At 63.9% G+C, this 13875-nt stretch carries 12 protein-coding genes; 11 read left to right on the top strand and 1 reads right to left on the bottom strand.

Annotated elements, in window-relative coordinates:
• Positions 1-4 precede the first annotated feature (4 nt).
• The 6 genes from O3299_RS17035 (at position 5) to O3299_RS17010 (ending at position 6746) form a co-directional block, all read left to right on the top strand.
• Positions 5-286 (top strand): hypothetical protein, encoded by a 282-nt coding sequence (locus O3299_RS17035; RefSeq protein WP_305054023.1) that lies wholly within the window; start codon positions 5-7, stop codon positions 284-286.
• Complete coding sequence (locus tag O3299_RS17030; RefSeq protein ID WP_305062768.1) at positions 283-1986, top strand: PepSY domain-containing protein; 1704 nt, start codon at positions 283-285, stop codon at positions 1984-1986. Before O3299_RS17035 ends, O3299_RS17030 begins: the two co-directional genes overlap by 4 nt.
• Positions 1983-2324, top strand: a complete 342-nt coding sequence (locus tag O3299_RS17025) for a DUF3325 domain-containing protein (protein ID WP_289900285.1) — start codon at positions 1983-1985, stop codon at positions 2322-2324. The genes O3299_RS17030 and O3299_RS17025 overlap by 4 nt, the downstream gene beginning before the upstream one ends.
• Before the next feature lie 103 nt (positions 2325-2427).
• Entirely contained in the window at positions 2428-3615 is a 1188-nt protein-coding gene (locus tag O3299_RS17020) for an efflux RND transporter periplasmic adaptor subunit (RefSeq protein WP_305062767.1), read from the top strand.
• 5 nt (positions 3616-3620) lie between these two features.
• Positions 3621-5615 (top strand): MacB family efflux pump subunit, encoded by a 1995-nt coding sequence (locus O3299_RS17015; RefSeq protein WP_305062766.1) that lies wholly within the window; start codon positions 3621-3623, stop codon positions 5613-5615.
• A gap of 141 nt (positions 5616-5756) precedes the next feature.
• Positions 5757-6746, top strand: coding sequence for an ABC transporter substrate-binding protein (locus O3299_RS17010; protein ID WP_370385288.1), 990 nt, complete (start codon positions 5757-5759; stop codon positions 6744-6746).
• Between the two features lie 63 nt (positions 6747-6809).
• On the opposite strand, the gene O3299_RS17005 is transcribed toward O3299_RS17010, so the two are convergent.
• A complete protein-coding gene (locus O3299_RS17005; RefSeq protein ID WP_099666515.1) occupies positions 6810-7349 on the bottom strand; it encodes a hypothetical protein in 540 nt (179 codons plus the stop codon).
• Between the two features lie 326 nt (positions 7350-7675).
• Here O3299_RS17005 and O3299_RS17000 point away from each other — a divergent pair, with 326 nt between their 5' ends.
• The 5 genes from O3299_RS17000 to O3299_RS16980 all read left to right on the top strand — a co-directional run bounded on the left by O3299_RS17000 (position 7676) and on the right by O3299_RS16980 (position 13868).
• Positions 7676-8479, top strand: coding sequence for an inner membrane protein YpjD (locus O3299_RS17000; RefSeq protein ID WP_077408508.1), 804 nt, complete (start codon positions 7676-7678; stop codon positions 8477-8479).
• Entirely contained in the window at positions 8476-8736 is a 261-nt protein-coding gene (locus O3299_RS16995) for a PP0621 family protein (protein WP_077408507.1), read from the top strand. The genes O3299_RS17000 and O3299_RS16995 overlap by 4 nt, the downstream gene beginning before the upstream one ends.
• A gap of 120 nt (positions 8737-8856) precedes the next feature.
• Positions 8857-9936 carry a sigma 54-interacting transcriptional regulator gene (locus O3299_RS16990; protein WP_370385287.1) on the top strand — a complete coding sequence of 360 codons (1080 nt, stop codon included), beginning with the start codon at positions 8857-8859 and terminating at the stop codon, positions 9934-9936.
• Positions 9914-10525, top strand: a complete 612-nt coding sequence (ampD, locus tag O3299_RS16985; protein ID WP_305062765.1) for a 1,6-anhydro-N-acetylmuramyl-L-alanine amidase AmpD — start codon at positions 9914-9916, stop codon at positions 10523-10525. The genes O3299_RS16990 and ampD overlap by 23 nt, the downstream gene beginning before the upstream one ends.
• Before the next feature lie 391 nt (positions 10526-10916).
• Positions 10917-13868, top strand: coding sequence for a ribonucleoside-diphosphate reductase subunit alpha (locus tag O3299_RS16980; RefSeq protein ID WP_289900290.1), 2952 nt, complete (start codon positions 10917-10919; stop codon positions 13866-13868).
• Positions 13869-13875: the final 7 nt, after the last annotated feature.

Here is a 13875-nt window from a genome sequence, read left to right as displayed (position 1 = left end):
CGCGATGGTGAAATCGGCCCACATGATGTTGTTCTCGCGCGTGCTCGCCGCCATCTTTGGCGGCTATGCGCTCACGTCCGGCGTGGCCGTGCTGCTGTCGGCCGTGCTGCCGCTGTCGCGCGCCGAAGCCGTGCTGACGGCGACCCTGAGCGCCTTCGTCGTCTACACTTGCGCCGTGATCTGGGTCTTTGCCGTGCAAGACCTGCGCCGCGCCTGGCTGGGCATGCTGTTGCCGGCCATCGTCTGCGGCGGCATCGGTATGCTGCTGTCGCGAGGTGCCGCATGAACGCCGTCAAGGTCGATAAAGTGGTGAAAACGCCGCAGCAGGGGGGCTTGCGCCAGGCCATGGCCTGGCTGCATACGTGGAGTGGCCTGTGGATTTCCTGGCTGCTGTTTGCCATCTTCCTGACCGGTTCCCTGGCTGTCTTCGACGACCCGATCGGCCACTGGATGACGCCCGAGCACGCTTTGGCCGAGGCGGCGCACGCGAACGATCCGCCGCTGCCGAAGGTCACGGACCGCGCGCACCGCCTGGAGCTGGCGCTCGACTTCATGGGGAAGGAACATCCGAAGGCGGATATGTGGGAAATCTGGCCTGTGCAGCGTCCCGGCCATGGCCTGTCCGCCTATTGGTTCCAGCCCAGCGGCGGCTATGGCTCGGCGGACCTCGATCCGCTGACGGGCGCCGTCATCGAGCCTGCGCGCGAGGCAACGGAACGGGAAACCATCGGCGGCCACCATTTCGTCGATTTCCATTATGAACTGCACGCGGGCCGCATCGGCGTGTGGATCGTCGCCATCACCACCATGATCATGCTGGTGGCGCTGGTGAGCGGCGTCATCACGCACAAGCGCATCTTCAAGGATTTCTTCACCTTCCGCCCGGCCAAGGGCCAGCGCTCGTGGCTCGACGCGCACAACGCGGTGGCCGTGCTGACGTTGCCGTTCCAGTTCATGATCGCCTACACGGGCCTGGCATTCTTCAGCGACGACTATGTGCCGGCCCCCGTGGCGGCGCAATATGGCATGGACAATCCCAAGAAAGCCTTCCTGGCCGACTGGAACGATGCGGGCAAGCCTGCGCGGTCGGGCCAGCCGCTGGCCATTCCCGCGCTGGAATCGTTCGCGCTGCGCGCCGAGCAGGCCATCGGCCAGGAAATCCGCGCCGTGGTGCTGGACAATCCGAACGATGCCTCCATGCGCGTGTGCATGTACGGCTGGAATGAGGACACGGAACTGCTCACGCGCCTCAGCGCCAATTCGGGCAGGGCCTGTTATGCGCTGGCCACGGGAGAACAGGTCGCCGTGCGCCTGCCGGGCAAGTCGGACACGGGCGGCGCGGGCCTGACGCGCTCCGTCATGTCGAACCTGCACATGGTCGGCTTTGGCGGCACTCCCATGCGCTGGCTGTATTTCTTCTGCGGCCTGGCCGGCACGGCCATGATGGGCACGGGTGCCATCCTGTTCATGGTCAAGCGCCGCCAGAAGTCCGGCGGCGAGTTCGGCGCCTACACGCAGCGCGTGTACCGCGTCATCGCATGCCTGAACGTGGCGGCGATCGCCGGCCTGGCGATCGCCTGCGTGGGCTTCCTGTGGGCCAACCGCTTGATCCCCGTCGGCATCGAGCAGCGTGCCGGCTGGGAAGTGCGCGCCTTCTTCGGCGTCTGGTTCCTGATGCTGTTGCACGCCTGCCTGCGCGCGGAAAAACGCGCGTGGATCGAGCAATTGGGCTTGCTGGCGGCCCTGTGCCTGCTGCTGCCCATCCTGAATGTCCTGAGCACGGGCGACAACCTGGCGGCGCAAATTGCGCGCGGCGACTGGGAAAGCGCCGGCGTGGAACTGGGCAGCATGGCCTTCGGCCTGCTGGCCGCCTGGGGCGCGTGGAAAGTCCACAAGCGCAAGGAAAAGCCGGTGAAAAAGGCTGCCGCCAGGGAAAGCGCTGCGCCCTCTGCCAGCCTGCAAGTCAATACGGAGGGACAGTCATGATCAATACCATTCTGTGCGCGCTGGGCCTGTCGTATGCGGGCATGGCCAGCCTCTCGCTGGCGATGGACCGCCACCATGGCCAGGTCTGGGGCCGGGACGCGGCGCCGAACGTGCGGCGCGCGCTGCAGCTGGCTGGCGCGCTGTTGCTGGCGCTGGCCATCTGGCCTTGCGTGGCCGGCTGGAGCGCCACCGTCGGCGTGGTCGCCTGGCTCGGATTCATCGGGGTGGGCGCGCTGCTGGTGGCCCTGCTGCTGCCGTATGCCCCCCGCTTGCTGTTTCGTAGTTCCCTGCTGGCAGCCGTCGCCGCGCTGGCAGGTCTTGTGACGTTCCTGCGGTGATCTTCACCGCCATTTTCAAGGATAGACCGATGTACTTTTCACGCCTGGCGACACCGTTTGACGTTTGTAATTTCGTTTTGACTTCATCCAAGGCGGCTGCCTGATGGCGGCCCGCCTGCCTTCCCGCCGTACCCGTATCCTGGGCGGCGTGGTCTTGCTGGCGCTGTTCGGCGCCGGCGCACTGTGGGCCACGCGCGGCCCGGCAACCGTGTTCGACACGGCCCCCGTCAAGCGCGGCAATATCGAGGCCAGCGTCACGGCCATCGGCACCCTGCAGCCGCAAACCTATGTCGACGTGGGCGCGCAGGTGTCGGGCCAGATCACGCGCCTGCACGTGCAGCCCGGCAGCGCCGTGGAAAAAGGCCAGTTGCTGGCCGAGATCGACCCCAGCGTACAGCAAGCCACGGTCGATGCGGGCCGCGCCGCCCTGGCGGGTTTGCGTGCGCAGCTGGCCGACCAGCAGGCGCAGCACCGCCTGGCGGGCCAGCAGCACGTGCGCCAGAAGCAGATGGCCAAGTTCGACTCGACGCCGCTGGCCGACCTGGAAACGGCAGAAGCCACGCTGGCCTCGGCCGGCGCCAAGATCGACCACCTGAAGGCGCAGATCGACCAGACCCAGGCCAGCCTGAAGGCGGACGAGGCGCGCCTCGGCTATACGCGCATCTACGCGCCCATGGCCGGCAAGGTGGTGGGCCTGGACGCGAAGGAAGGACAAACCCTGAACGCCACCTACCAGACGCCGAACATCCTGCGTATCGCCGACCTGTCGGCCATGACCGTGTGGACGGAAGTATCGGAGGCGGACGTGCGCCGCGTGCGTCCGGACATGCCCGTGTATTTCACCACCCTGGGCGGTGACCAGCGGCGCTGGAGCGGCAAGGTGCGGCAAGTGCTGCCGGCGCCGCCGGTGCCAGGCGGTTCTTCCGCCGGCACGGCCCTGGCGCCGTCGACCAGCAAGGTGATTTTATATACCGTGCTGTTCGACGTGGATAACGCCGATGGCGAATTGATGCCGCAGATGACGGCGCAAGTGGTGTTTGTCACGGCCGCGGCGAACAATGTGCTGGCCGTGCCCTTGCCTGCCCTGAAACCATCGACGGAAGAAGGCGCCAAGCCGGGGCAGTTTACGGCCCGCGTGATGGATGCGGACGGCAAGGTCGATACGCGCACCGTCACCGTGGGCGTGCGCAACCGCCTCAGCGCGGAAGTGCTGCAAGGCTTGCGCGAAGGCGAATTGCTGGTCACGGACGAGCAGCCGGCCGGCAGCGGCAGCAGCAGGTTCCAGCTGTGAGCGCCATGAGCGAGGCCAGGTCGCTGGGGCAGCCAGGGGAACCTGGCCAGCCGGTTCCCCTGATTGAACTGCAGGGCATCCGCAAGCGCTACGGCGGCCATGACGGCGCGCCGGCCGTGGAAGTGCTGCGCGGTCTGACCTTGTCGATCGGCGCCGGCGAATTCGTCGCCATCGTCGGCGCGTCCGGTTCCGGGAAGTCGACCCTGATGCATTTGCTGGGATGCCTGGACCGGCCCAGTGACGGCACCTACCGCTTCGCCGGCCAGGACGTGGCCAGCCTGAATCCCGATGAACTGGCGTGGCTGCGGCGCGAAGCGTTCGGCTTCGTCTTCCAGGGTTATCACCTGATCGCCACCGAATCGGCGCGCGAAAACGTGGAAGTGCCGGCCCTGTACGCGGGCATGCCGGCAGCCGCCCGCCACGCCCGCTCGGAAGCGCTGCTCAAGCGCCTGGGCCTGGGCGAGCGGCTCGACCACCGGCCAAACCAGTTGTCCGGCGGGCAGCAGCAGCGCGTGTCGATCGCCCGCGCCCTGATGAACGGCGGGCGCATCATCCTCGCCGATGAACCGACGGGGGCGTTAGATAGCAGCAGCGGTGCCGAAGTCATGGCCCTGCTGGGCGAACTGGCCGACGCGGGCCACACCATCATTCTGATTACGCATGACCGCAAGGTGGCGGCCCAGGCGCGCCGGGTGATCGAGATCAGCGATGGCGAAATCGTCGAAGACTCGGGCGCCATCGCCATTCCATCCACGTCGACGGCCTTGCCGCCGCTGGACATGTCGCGCGCCGCCCATGACACGGGTGCGTCGCTGGGCACGGAATTGCTCGATGCGGCGCGCGCCGCCTGGCGCGTGTTGTGGATCAACCGCTTCCGCACGGGCCTGACCCTGCTTGGCATCGTCATCGGCGTCGCTTCCGTGATCGTCATGCTGGCCATCGGCCTGGGCACGCGCCAGCAGGTGATGGCGCAGCTGGGCGCGTTCGGCTCGAATCTGCTGTACATGGCGTCGCGCGGCGAAAGCTCGCGCATCCCCGGGCGCAGCATCACCCTGGCCGACCTCGATGCGCTCAAGGACGTGCCGGGCATCACCCACGTGCTGCCGAATGTCACGGGCAACAAGGTGATCCGCCATGGCAACCTCGATGTGCAGACCTATGTGCGGGGCACGGGGCCGGCCCTGCCGCAGATCCAGACCTGGCCGGTGGCCAAGGGCGGCTTCTTTACCGAGGAGGACGAGCGCGAGATGGCCACCGTGGCTGTGCTGGGCGCGCATCTGGCGGAAAAGCTGATGCCCGACGTGGCCAATCCCGTGGGGCAGAGCATCCTGATCGGCAATGTGCCGTTCCAGGTGATCGGCGTGATGAGCGCGAAGGGCGCGCTGACGGGCGAGAAGGATGAAGACGACGTGCTGCTGCTGCCGTTTTCCACGGCCGGCATCCGCGTCTTCGGCCAGCGCGAGCCGACGTACACCGTCATGGCGGTGGCTGACGTCAAGCGCGTGACGGAGGTGGAGGCGGCGGTTGACGCCACCATGTTCGAGCGCCACCGCATCCGCGACTACGGCATCAGCAACGCGGCCGCGTCGATTGCCGCCGAAGCGAAGACGCAGGACAACATGACCGTGATGCTCAGCCTGATCGCCGCAGTCTCCCTGGTGGTGGGCGGCATCGGCGTCATGAACGTGATGCTGATGACGGTGCGCGAGCGCACGCGCGAAATCGGCATCCGCATGGCGACGGGCGCGCGCCGGCGCGATATCCTGCGCCAGTTCCTCACCGAAGCCGTGCTGGTGTCGGTGGTGGGCGGCGTGGCCGGCATCGTGGTCGGCGTGACGGTGGCCGGCTTGCTGCTGGTATGGGACGTGCCGGTGATCTTTTCGCTGAGCGCCGTCGGCGGCGCCTTTGCCTGCGCCGTGGTGACGGGGCTGGTGTTTGGCTTCATGCCGGCGCGCAAGGCGTCGGGGCTCGATCCGGTGGTGGCGCTGGCGGGGCAGTAGTGATAACGCCGGCAGCGTGGCTGCCGGCAAAAAAAATGTTGCCCTGGCTCCAACACACGGTACTATCTCCCCATAATAAGAAGCCGTGTTTCGCATAGCTGTGCCCTGGCGGGCACACGTCAACCACCACAGGAGAACCCGATGCAGAAAAAATCAACTTTGAAGACCGGTATTGCCGCCGCCCTCATGCTGGCCTTCGGCATGGGCGCTGGCCAGGCACAGGCGCAGGAAGTCGTGCGCCTGGGCAATTTGAAGTTCGCCCATTACGGCGCCGTGTCGTACATCAAGGAAATCGCGCCCAAGTGCGGCATCAAGGTCGAAGAGCATGTCTTCGCCAAGGGCCTCGACGTGATGCAGGCGATTATCGCGGGCGAGTTGGACGTGGGGGCGACGGCCTCCGAAGCGGCCATTTCCGGCCGTGCCGGCGGCGCACCCATCTATGTGGTGGCAGGCTTTGCGAAGGGCGGCGCGCGCCTGGTGGCGGGCGCCGGGCAAAAGATCGCCAACGTCAAGGAACTCAAGGGCAAGCGCGTGGGCGTGACGCGCGGCGGCATCCAGGAAGTGCTGCTGCTGGCCGAGCTGTCGCAGGCGGGCCTGACGTATTCCGAAACCAAGGGCAAGGATGTGCAACTGGTGTTCCTGGCTTACGCCGACTTGAACCAGGCGCTGATGGGCAAGAATATCGACGCCATGATGCAGTCGGAGCCGCAATCGTCGCAGGCCATCAACAAGGGTTTCGGCACCGAAGTCATCAAGCCGTACGACACGCCGATCGGCGAACCCGTGCGCACCATGGTGATGACGGAAAAGTTTTACAAGGAACGCCGTCCCGTGGCGGAAAAATTCATGCGCTGCTTCGTCGAAGCCACCAAGGCCTTTATCGACAACAAGGCGACGGCGGAAAAGTATGTGCGCGAAGTGGTGTTCCGCGGCCAGATCACGAAGGATGACTTCGACGACGCGATCAGCAATTCGCCGTATTCGTATGACATCTCGCCCGAACACATCCAGATCACGACGGACGTGATGGTGAAAACGGGCGTGGGCCGCATGACGAAGCCGCCCGTGGCCAGGGACTGGGTCAAGACGGACTTGCTGGAGCAGGCGAAAAAGAGCCTGAATGTGAAGTAAATCAGGAAACCATGAAAAAAACCTCCGCGCCAGTGCTGGTGCGGAGCTTGTGGCGGGTTGCCTTTAGCGGGCGTTGAAACCCATCCAGCCTTTCTCCGTCTGGCGGAAGCTCAGCGTGTAGATGCGGGTCAGCTCGTCGCCTTTCTTGAGCTGGCGGCTGATGATGGCGCCGTAATTGTCTTGCACGATCTGGTCCGACCACTGCATCAGGTTCTCGAAACGTTCGGCCGTCATCGCCGCCTGGCGCGCCAGCAGCGGCGCGGGAATCGCCTTTTTTTCCTGCTGCTGCGCCCAGAATTCGCGGAAAACCTTGTTTTCACCGCCCATGCCGCGCGCCATCAGGCCCAGGCCCATGGTCATGCCCACGGAGCCATCCGTCTTCGCCTCTGTTTCGAGCCTGTCGGCCACGTCGGCCAGCAATTCCAGGTAGCCCACCTTGGCGCGCAGCACGGCCGAGCCCTTGATTTCGTACTGTTCGTTCTCTTTCCAGCCATTGAGCTTTTCCAGCTTCGCGATGTCGAAGTACTGTTTGTACAGATCATAGCTTTGGATGGACGTACGGAAGTATTCCTCGTACGTGGATTGGGAAGGTGCATCTTTCATGCAGCCGCCTAATATAGTACAGGCGGCCAGCAAGAGACAGGTCCAGGACAATTTTAGAAAAGACATGGCGGGGGGCGGTGGCGTCAGGGTGGATAAATATTGCTTTGTGGACATAATTATAGGACTGGCTAATCAGGATGGCAACATACCCGCGGCGCGGCGACAGTGTGCCGCAGGAAAGATTGCCGAAATCTTGAGGGTGCGCCACCCCGTCATGCCTCAGGCGCGATATCATGGCAGGCTTGCGGCATTGGATGGCGGCGTCGTGCCTGTCACCCGGGCTGTCGCCTGAATCGCGCTTGTCGGCTATGGTGTAAACTTAAACTATGCAGATCTATTTCTTTTTCATCGCCGCCCTGTTGTATGCGGTGTGCGCGGTGCTTCCCTCGTCCCGTGCCCGGCTTATTGCCGGCCTGACCGGCGTCGCCTGGCTGGCGCACGCCGCCACCCTGTGGTTCGACCTGATGGCGCCGGGCACCTTGCGCTTCGGTTTTTCCGCCATGCTGTCGGCCGCGCTGTGGGTCTCGGTGGGCGCCTACTGGATAGAGAACCGCAATTTCAGTCTGGACGGCTTGCGCCGCATGGTCATGCCCAGCGCCGTCCTCGCCATCGGCCTGGCCTGGGCCTTCCCCGGCAGCCAGGTCAGCATGGAAGGCAAGTCGGCCGTCTTCGGCTGGCATATTGCCGTCGCCGTGCTCGCCTACAGCACCCTGACGATTGCCGCCTTTCACGCCGTGCTGATGGCGCTGCAGGAATCGCGTTTGCACACGCGCAGCGAAAGCCGCGGCTTCATCGGCAGCGCGCTGGACCAGCTGCCAGCCCTGCTGACGATGGAAAAGTTGCTGTTCCGCATGATCGGCCTGGGGTTTATTTTGCTCAGCCTGACCGTGCTGTCGGGCATCGTGTTTTCCGAGCAATTATTTGGCAAGGCGCTCAACTGGGATCATAAATCCGTGTTTACCATGCTGTCGTGGCTGCTGTTTGCCTCGCTGCTGGCAGGCCGCCGCTTCCGCGGCTGGCGCGGCAAGACGGCCTTGAGTTTTACCCTGGCCGGTTTCGCCACCTTGCTGCTGGCCTATGTCGGCAGCCGTTTTGTACTGGAAGTGGTTTTACACCGAGGATTCGCATGACACGTGTTTTATTCTGGCTGGCGCTGGTGTTCCTGGTGCTGTTCGCTATCCGCAGCAAGATCCGTGGCATGCAGCAGCGGGCTCGTGCGCAACAGCAACAGCGGCCGAATCCGTTTACGCCGCCTGTGCGGCCGCAGGAATTGCCGGATGCCGAGCTGATGCTGTGCTGCGCCCATTGCGGCGTGTACTACCCGGCCTCGGAAAACGTGCAGGCCAAGGGCCACGACTACTGCAGCCACGCGCACGCCACGCTGTAAGGGGCGGTTCGCAGGCGCGCGTGCGTTGCTCATCCGTATCGTAACGTCCTCCGGCATCCGTCCGGCGTAGCATCTGCAGCAGGCGGTTCGTCGCCGCCATTGCAGAAAGGCGCGCTCACCATGTCCCGTCCCAGCCCCCGTTCCATCCCGCAGACCGTCGCCGGCATGCCGCCGGCGCCGCAACTGAGCGGCAACTCGCTGCCCATGCAGGCGCTGCGCGCACAGATCGGCCGCATCGCCCGCTGCGGCGCGCCGGTGGCCATCCACGGCGAATCGGGCACGGGCAAGGAACTGGCGGCGCGCGCCATCCACGCGCAGGGCGCGCGCGCCAGTTTCCCGTTTATCGCTGTCAACTGTGGCGCCATTCCCGAAGCGCTGATGGAAGCGGAATTCTTCGGCTGCCGCCCGGGCGCCTATACGGGCGCGCTGCACGAGCGCCAGGGCCTGTTCCAGGCGGCCCACGGCGGCAGCTTGCTGCTCGACGAAGTCGACGATCTGCCGCTGTCCATGCAGGTGAAACTGTTGCGCGTGCTGCAAGAGCACCGCGTGCGCAAGCTGGGCGGCAGTACTGACGAAGCCGTCGACGTGCGCATCCTGTGCGCCAGCCAGCATGGCCTGACGCGCGGCGTGGCCGCCGGGACGTTTCGCCAGGACCTGTTTTACCGCCTGAATGTCATCGAGCTGGCGCTGCCGCCGCTGCGCGAACGGCGCGGCGATCTGCAGGTATTATGTGAGGTGATCCTCGCGCGCCTGTCGCCGCACCGGGTCGTGAGCCTGGCGCCGCCGGTGCTGGCGGCCCTGGCCGCATATGCGTTTCCCGGCAATGTGCGCGAACTGGAAAACGTGCTGGAACGGGCGCTGGCCTTTGCCGATGGCGGCGTGATCGCGCTCGACGGGCTGGCCTTGCCCTTCGCGGCGGGCAACGTGCCCTTGCGGGCGGCGCCGGCCATGCCGGCTGTGTCCGAGCGGCAACAGTGTCTGCCCGGCATGGCGGTGTATGGCGTGGCCCCGGTCTTGCCGCTGGACGTGTATTTGCGCCAGGCCGAGCGCGACATGATCATGCTGGCGCTGGTGCAGGCGCGCTACCACCGCGCACGGGCGGCGCGCCAGCTGGGTCTGAGCGTGCGCCAGTTGCGTTACCGCATGCAGAAATTGATGATACAGGAAGCCATACTTGATGAGCGCATGGACGATAGATGAAGACGGCTGGTGCGACGGCGCGCTGCGCTATGACTCCCAATACTACGATGCGCGTCCGGACGGTGCGCAAGTCGACTTGCTGGTGATCCATAACATCAGCTTGCCGGGCGGGCACTTTGGCGGGCCGCATGTGTCGGACTTGTTTACGGGCCGGGTAGATTATAATGCCGATCCTTCTTTCGCCGACCTGCGTGGCTTGCAGGTGTCGGCGCACTTTTTTGTGCGGCGCGATGGTGCGCTGTTGCAATATGTTTCTGCTGATCAACGTGCCTGGCATGCGGGCGCGTCCGCCTTCGAAGGACGCCCGCAGTGCAATGGCTATTCCATCGGTATCGAAATGGAAGGCGCCGACGATGTGCCTTTCCAGCGGCGGCAATACCAAGTCCTGGCGGTGCTGACGGCGGCGCTGGTGGCGCGCTACGGGCTGAGCCAGGTGCGCGGCCACGAGCATATCGCGCCGGGCAGGAAGACGGATCCGGGGCCGTTTTTCGACTGGCATTTTTATCAAGAATGCTGGCTGGAAACCCTGCGTGGGCAAGCTGCGTTAGCGCTTACTTCGCGGGGATTGGGCTTCCCATCCATGCCCTGAAAAGTCAACCGAAATCGTATATGAAAATACAAAAAATTACATTGGCGGATGCCGGAAAACTATTGCATCGCCCTTCGATGGGTACTACAATTAGTGCAGAAGTTGGATGTAAAGACTATATGTAGTGCCATCACAGACGTTTTCAGAATTATTGTCAAAGCTATCCGGATTGCTGATAAGGCACTGGAACTGGCGGTTCATCACCCTTGATCGTGTTTCGCGCCAGCCGGGCAGTGCGGTGTGGCGATATGGATACTGAGCTGTTTTATGCATTATAAATTTACTATTTAGCAACAAATACCTGAAGAAACCCTGACCATCGGGCGTTCTATTCAACAACACACGCGGCAGCAAAACTGCAGGCTGACTTTAGCTGACAACGGGAGCTTCAATGCAATCACCACAAGATATTTCCATCCATCCAACGCCAGTATCGCCAGCGCCAGGCGCGGCCAACAGCGTGGCGAGCACGGGCGCGGCATTGGGCGACTATCGCATCATCCGCCGCAACGGCGCGGTGGTGGCATTTGAGCCTTCGAAGATCGCCATCGCCATGACCAAGGCGTTTTTGGCCGTTAACGGCGGCCAGGGCGCAGCCTCGGCACGCATCCGTGAACTGGTGGAACAACTGACCGACGGCGTCGTCGCTGCGCTGGTGCGCCGCCACCCGGGCGGCGGCACCTTCCATATCGAAGACGTGCAAGACCAGGTGGAACTGTCGCTGATGCGTTCGGGCGAACACGACGTGGCGCGTGCCTACGTGCTGTACCGCGCCAAGCACATGGAAGAGCGCCGCCTGCAGAAGGAAGCGCAAGGCGCCTCGGCGCAAGTTTCCGCGCCACAACTGAACGTGACCGACAACGGCGTGCGCCGCCTGCTGGACATGCAGGAAGTACGCGACCTGATCAACGCCGCCTGCGCCGGCCTGGAAAAGCACGTCGATGCCGACGCCATCCTGGCTGAAACCGTGAAAAACCTGTACGACGGCGTGCCGGTGGAAGAACTGCACAAGTCGGCCATCCTGGCAGCGCGCGCGCTGATGGAAAAAGACCCGGCCTACAGCCAGGTCACGGCCCGCATCTTGCTGCACACGGTGCGCAAGGAAGTGTTCGGCAAGGAAGTGCCGCAAGCGGCCGCTGCCGCCGAGTACCTGACGTATTTCCCGCAATATATCGCCAAGGGCATCGCCGCCGAGCTGCTGAACCCGGTACTCGCCAGCTTCGACCTGGAACGCCTGGCCAAAGCCATCGTGGCCGACCGCGACTTGCAATTCGGCTACATCGGCCTGCAAACCCTGTATGACCGCTACTTCCTGCACATCCAGGACGTGCGCATCGAAATGCCGCAGGCGTTCTACATGCGCGTGGCCATGGGCCTGGCGCTGAACGAGGCGGACCGCGAAGCGCGCGCCATCGAGTTCTACAGCCTGCTGTCCTCGTTCGACTTCATGAGCTCGACCCCGACTCTGTTCAACTCGGGCACCCTGCGCTCGCAGCTGTCGTCGTGCTACCTGAGCACCGTGTCGGATGACCTGGAAGGCATCTACGACGCCATCAAGGACAATGCGCTGCTGGCCAAGTTCGCCGGCGGCCTGGGTAACGACTGGACGCCAGTGCGCGCCCTGGGCGCCCACATCAAGGGCACCAACGGCAAGTCGCAAGGCGTGGTGCCGTTCCTGAAAGTGGTCAACGACACGGCCGTGGCAGTCAACCAGGGCGGCAAGCGCAAGGGCGCCGTCTGCGCCTACCTGGAAACCTGGCACATGGACATCGAGGAATTCCTCGACCTGCGCAAGAACACGGGCGACGACCGCCGCCGCACGCACGACATGAACACGGCAAACTGGATTCCCGACATGTTCATGAAGCGCGTCATGGAAAAAGGCGAATGGACCCTGTTCTCGCCGTCGGACACGCCAGACTTGCACGACAAGGTCGGCAAGGCTTTCGAACAGGCTTACGTGGGCTACGAAGCCAAGGCCGCCGCTGGCGAAATCCGCGTCTTCAAGAAGATCGCCGCGCTGGATCTGTGGCGCAAGATGCTGTCGATGCTGTTTGAAACGGGCCACCCATGGATCACGTTCAAGGACCCTTGCAACATCCGCAGCCCGCAGTCGCACGTCGGCGTCGTCCACAGCTCGAACCTGTGCACGGAAATCACCCTGAACACCAGCAGCGATGAAATCGCCGTCTGCAACCTCGGTTCCGTGAACATGCCGGCGCACATGAAGGAAGGCAAGCTCGATCACGTCAAGCTGGCCAAGACCGTCCGCACCGCCATGCGCATGCTGGACAACGTCATCGACATCAATTACTACGCCGTCGACAAGGCGCGCAATTCGAACATGCGCCACCGTCCGGTCGGCATGGGCGTGATGGGCTTCCAGGACTGCCTGCACATGATGCGTATCCCGTTCGCCTCGGACGCCGCCGTATCGTTTGCCGACACCTCGATGGAAGCCGTCTGCTACTACGCCTACCTGGCGTCGACGGAACTGGCCGAAGAGCGCGGCCGCTATGAATCGTATGCCGGTTCGCTGTGGGACCGTGGCATCCTGCCACAGGACTCGGTCAAGCTGCTGGCTGAAGAGCGCGGCGGCTATCTGGAAGTCGATTCCTCGTCGGCCATGGACTGGACACCGGTGCGCGAACGCATCGCCAAGTTCGGCATGCGCAACTCGAACTGCGTGGCGATCGCCCCGACGGCGACGATTTCGAACATCATCGGCGTCTCGGCCTGTATCGAGCCGACATTCCAGAACCTGTACGTGAAATCGAACCTGTCGGGCGAATTCACCGAGATCAACGGCTACCTGGTGCGCGACCTGAAGGCGCGCGACCTGTGGGATGAAGTCATGATCTCCGACCTGAAGTACTTCGACGGCTCGCTGGTGAAGATCGACCGCATCCCGCAAGACCTGCGCGATATCTACGCCACGGCCTTTGAAGTGTCGCCAAGCTGGCTGGTGGAAGCGGCTTCGCGTCGCCAGAAGTGGATCGACCAGGCCCAGTCGCTGAACATCTACATGGCTGGCGCATCGGGCAAGAAACTGGACGAGACCTACAAGCTGGCATGGCTGCGTGGCCTGAAAACCACCTACTACCTGCGTACCATCGCCGCTACCCACATGGAGAAATCGACCTCCAAGACGGGCGCCCTGAACGCCGTGGCAGTCGATGGCGGCATGTCGGCCAGCGCGCAGAGCGCCCAGGCGGCGGTCGTGGCGGCAGCAGCAGTGGCCGTGGCGCCGGTAGTGGCAGCGGCAGCGGACGACGCCGATGGCGAAGCTTGCTACCTGCGTCCGGGTGACGATGGCTTTGAGGAATGCGAAGCCTGCCAGTAAAATTTTA

The sequence above is a fragment of the Janthinobacterium sp. SUN176 genome (genome assembly GCF_030587335.1).
GTDB classification, from domain to species: Bacteria; Pseudomonadota; Gammaproteobacteria; order Burkholderiales; family Burkholderiaceae_D; genus Janthinobacterium; species Janthinobacterium kumbetense.
Note: the sequence above shows the minus strand (reverse complement) of the source record. Positions and strands in the feature narration are given on the sequence as shown.

Excerpts from the sequence above, each read along its gene's own strand:
- O3299_RS17025 (WP_289900285.1), top strand. The coding sequence starts at position 1,983 with ATGATCAATACCATTCTGTGCGCGCTGGGCCTGTCGTATGCGGGCATG.
- O3299_RS17015 (WP_305062766.1), top strand. The coding sequence starts at position 3,621 with ATGAGCGAGGCCAGGTCGCTGGGGCAGCCAGGGGAACCTGGCCAGCCG.
- O3299_RS16980 (WP_289900290.1), top strand. The coding sequence starts at position 10,917 with ATGCAATCACCACAAGATATTTCCATCCATCCAACGCCAGTATCGCCA.
- O3299_RS17035 (WP_305054023.1), top strand. The coding sequence starts at position 5 with ATGGTGAAATCGGCCCACATGATGTTGTTCTCGCGCGTGCTCGCCGCC.
- O3299_RS16995 (WP_077408507.1), top strand. The coding sequence starts at position 8,476 with ATGACACGTGTTTTATTCTGGCTGGCGCTGGTGTTCCTGGTGCTGTTC.
- O3299_RS17020 (WP_305062767.1), top strand. The coding sequence starts at position 2,428 with ATGGCGGCCCGCCTGCCTTCCCGCCGTACCCGTATCCTGGGCGGCGTG.
- O3299_RS17010 (WP_370385288.1), top strand. The coding sequence starts at position 5,757 with ATGCAGAAAAAATCAACTTTGAAGACCGGTATTGCCGCCGCCCTCATG.
- O3299_RS17000 (WP_077408508.1), top strand. The coding sequence starts at position 7,676 with ATGCAGATCTATTTCTTTTTCATCGCCGCCCTGTTGTATGCGGTGTGC.
- O3299_RS17030 (WP_305062768.1), top strand. The coding sequence starts at position 283 with ATGAACGCCGTCAAGGTCGATAAAGTGGTGAAAACGCCGCAGCAGGGG.
- O3299_RS16990 (WP_370385287.1), top strand. The coding sequence starts at position 8,857 with ATGTCCCGTCCCAGCCCCCGTTCCATCCCGCAGACCGTCGCCGGCATG.
- O3299_RS17005 (WP_099666515.1), bottom strand. The coding sequence starts at position 7,349 with ATGAAAGATGCACCTTCCCAATCCACGTACGAGGAATACTTCCGTACG.
- ampD (WP_305062765.1), top strand. The coding sequence starts at position 9,914 with ATGAGCGCATGGACGATAGATGAAGACGGCTGGTGCGACGGCGCGCTG.